Origin of the sequence: Streptomyces sp. NPDC053541, assembly GCF_044544705.1 — a bacterium.
Taxonomy (GTDB): domain Bacteria; phylum Actinomycetota; class Actinomycetes; order Streptomycetales; family Streptomycetaceae; genus Streptomyces.
The window spans coordinates 477,812-480,189 of record NZ_JBITXM010000007.1; the positions used below are offsets into that span (position 1 = coordinate 477,812).

The window sequence follows — 2,378 nt, forward strand, 5'->3', positions numbered from 1 at the left end:
GGGGGGGGCGCCGCGCGCGCGGCCGGGGGGGGGTGCTTGGGGGGCCGGGGGGGGGGGGGGGGCCCCCGGGGGGGGGGGGCGGGCCCCCGGGGGGGGGGGGGGGCCCCCCGCGCCCCCCCCGCCCCTCTCGTCGTGTCAGCGGGTGCCGATCTCGTCCGTGAGCTGCGGCAGCACCTCGAAGAGGTCGCCGACCACGCCGTAGTCGACCAGGTCGAAGATCGGGGCCTCGGGGTCCTTGTTGACCGCGACGATGGTCTTCGAGGTCTGCATGCCGGCCCGGTGCTGGATCGCGCCGGAGATGCCCGCCGCGATGTACAGCTGCGGCGAGACCTGCTTGCCGGTCTGGCCCACCTGGTTGGAGTGCGGGTACCAGCCCGCGTCCACCGCGGCGCGCGAGGCGCCGACGGCCGCGCCGAGCGCGTCGGCCAGCTTCTCGACGACCTCGAAGCCCTCGGCGGCGCCGACACCGCGGCCGCCGGAGACCACGATCGCCGACTCGGTCAGCTCCGGGCGGCCGGTGGACACCCGGGCGGTGCGCGAGACGACCTTGGCGGCGTTGCCCGTGAAGGCGACCGTCACGTTCTCGACCGTGCCGGCGGCCGGGGCGGCCTCCGGGGCGGCGGAGTTCGGCTTGACGGTGATGACCGGCACGCCGTGCGAGACGGTCGAGCGCACCTGGTACGAGGCGGCGAACACCGACTGGGTGGCGACCGGGCCGTTCTCGCCGGCCTCCAGCTCCACCGCGTCCGTGATCAGACCGGAGCCGAGGCGCAGCGCCACGCGGGCCGCGACCTCCTTGCCCTCGCCCGAGGAGGTCACCAGGACGGCGGCGACGCCCTTGTCCTTGGCGATCTGGGCGAGCGCGTCGACCTTCGGCACGACGAGCTGCTCGGCGAACTCGGCGCCGTCCGCGACGTACACGGTCGCCGCGCCGTACTCGCCGGCCGTCGCGGCGATCGAGGCCGCGGCCTCACCGGCGCCGAGGACGACCGCCGAGGGCTCGCCGAGACGGCGGGCCAGGGTGAGCAGTTCGAGGGCCGGCTTGCGGACCGCACCGTCGGCGTGGTCCACGAGAACCAGGATCTCAGCCATGATTCCTTGCTCCTGAGGTGGGATGACGGTGGGTCAGATGAACTTCTGGCCGGACAGGAAGGCGGCGAGCTGCTTGCCGCCGTCGCCCTCGTCCGTGACGATCGTGCCCTGGGTGCGGGCCGGGCGGGCCGTGGCCGACTCGACCAGGGTCCAGGAGCCGCCGAGGCCGACCTCGTCGGCGTCGATGCCGAGGTCGTCCAGGTCGAGCTCCTCGACCGGCTTCTTCTTGGCGGCCATGATCCCCTTGAAGGAGGGGTAACGGGCCTCGCCCGACTGGTCGGTGACCGAGACGACGGCCGGCAGCGGGGCCTCCAGCTGCTCGCTGGCGGCGTCGCCGTCGCGGCGGCCCTTCACGACGCCGTCCTCGACCGAGACCTCGGACAGCAGCGTCACCTGCGGGAGGTTCAGGCGCTCGGCGAGCAGCGCGGGCAGCACGCCCATGGTGCCGTCGGTGGACGCCATGCCGCAGACGACCAGGTCGAAGCCGGTCTTCTCCAGGGCCTTGGCGAGGATCGCGGAGGTGCCGATGACGTCGGTGCCGTGGATGTCCTCGTCGTTGACGTGGACGGCCTTGTCGGCGCCCATCGACAGGGCCTTGCGGAGCGCGTCCTTGGCGTCGTCGGGGCCGACGGTGAGGACGGTGACCTCGGCGTCGTCCGCCTCCTCGGCGATCCGGAGGGCCTGCTCCACGCCGTACTCGTCCAGCTCCGACAGCAGGCCGTCGACGGCCTCGCGGTCGGTGGTCAGGTCATCGGCGAAACCGCGGTCGCCGGTGGCGTCGGGAACGTACTTCACACAGACAGCGATCTTCAGGGTCACGGCCTGTCTCCTTTCAAGGGGTGGACGATTACGGGAGGTTGCGGGCCATGACGATGCGCTGGACCTGGTTGGTGCCCTCGTAGATCTGGGTGATCTTGGCGTCGCGCATCATGCGCTCGACGGGGTAGTCGCGGGTGTAGCCGTAGCCGCCGAGGAGCTGGACGGCGTCGGTGGTGACCTCCATGGCGACGTCGGAGGCGAAGCACTTGGCGGCGGCGCCGAAGAAGGTGAGGTCGCCGTCGACGCGCTCGGACTTGGCCGCGGCGGCGTAGGTGAGCTGGCGGGCGGCTTCGAGCTTCATGGCCATGTCGGCGAGCATGAACTGCACGCCCTGGAAGTCGGCGATCGGCTTGCCGAACTGCTTGCGCTCGGTGACGTAGCCCTTGGCGTAGTCGAGGGCGCCCTGGGCGATGCCGAGGGCCTGGGCGGCGATGGTGATGCGGGTGTGGTCGAGGGTCTTCATCGCG

Annotated in this window: 3 protein-coding genes; all 3 read right to left on the reverse strand. The window is 72.6% G+C overall.

Annotation, left to right across the window (positions count from 1 at the left end):
* Positions 1-135 precede the first annotated feature (135 nt).
* Entirely contained in the window at positions 136-1,092 is a 957-nt protein-coding gene (locus tag ACIGW2_RS20635; RefSeq protein ID WP_361581192.1) for an electron transfer flavoprotein subunit alpha/FixB family protein, read from the reverse strand.
* 33 nt (positions 1,093-1,125) lie between these two features.
* Positions 1,126-1,911 (reverse strand): electron transfer flavoprotein subunit beta/FixA family protein, encoded by a 786-nt coding sequence (locus ACIGW2_RS20640; protein ID WP_361581195.1) that lies wholly within the window; start codon positions 1,909-1,911, stop codon positions 1,126-1,128.
* 28 nt (positions 1,912-1,939) lie between these two features.
* Positions 1,940-2,378: acyl-CoA dehydrogenase family protein (locus ACIGW2_RS20645; protein WP_399844904.1), on the reverse strand; the 439-nt coding region annotated here is incomplete at its 5' end.

Excerpts from the sequence above, each read along its gene's own strand:
- ACIGW2_RS20635 (WP_361581192.1), bottom strand. The coding sequence starts at position 1,092 with ATGGCTGAGATCCTGGTTCTCGTGGACCACGCCGACGGTGCGGTCCGC.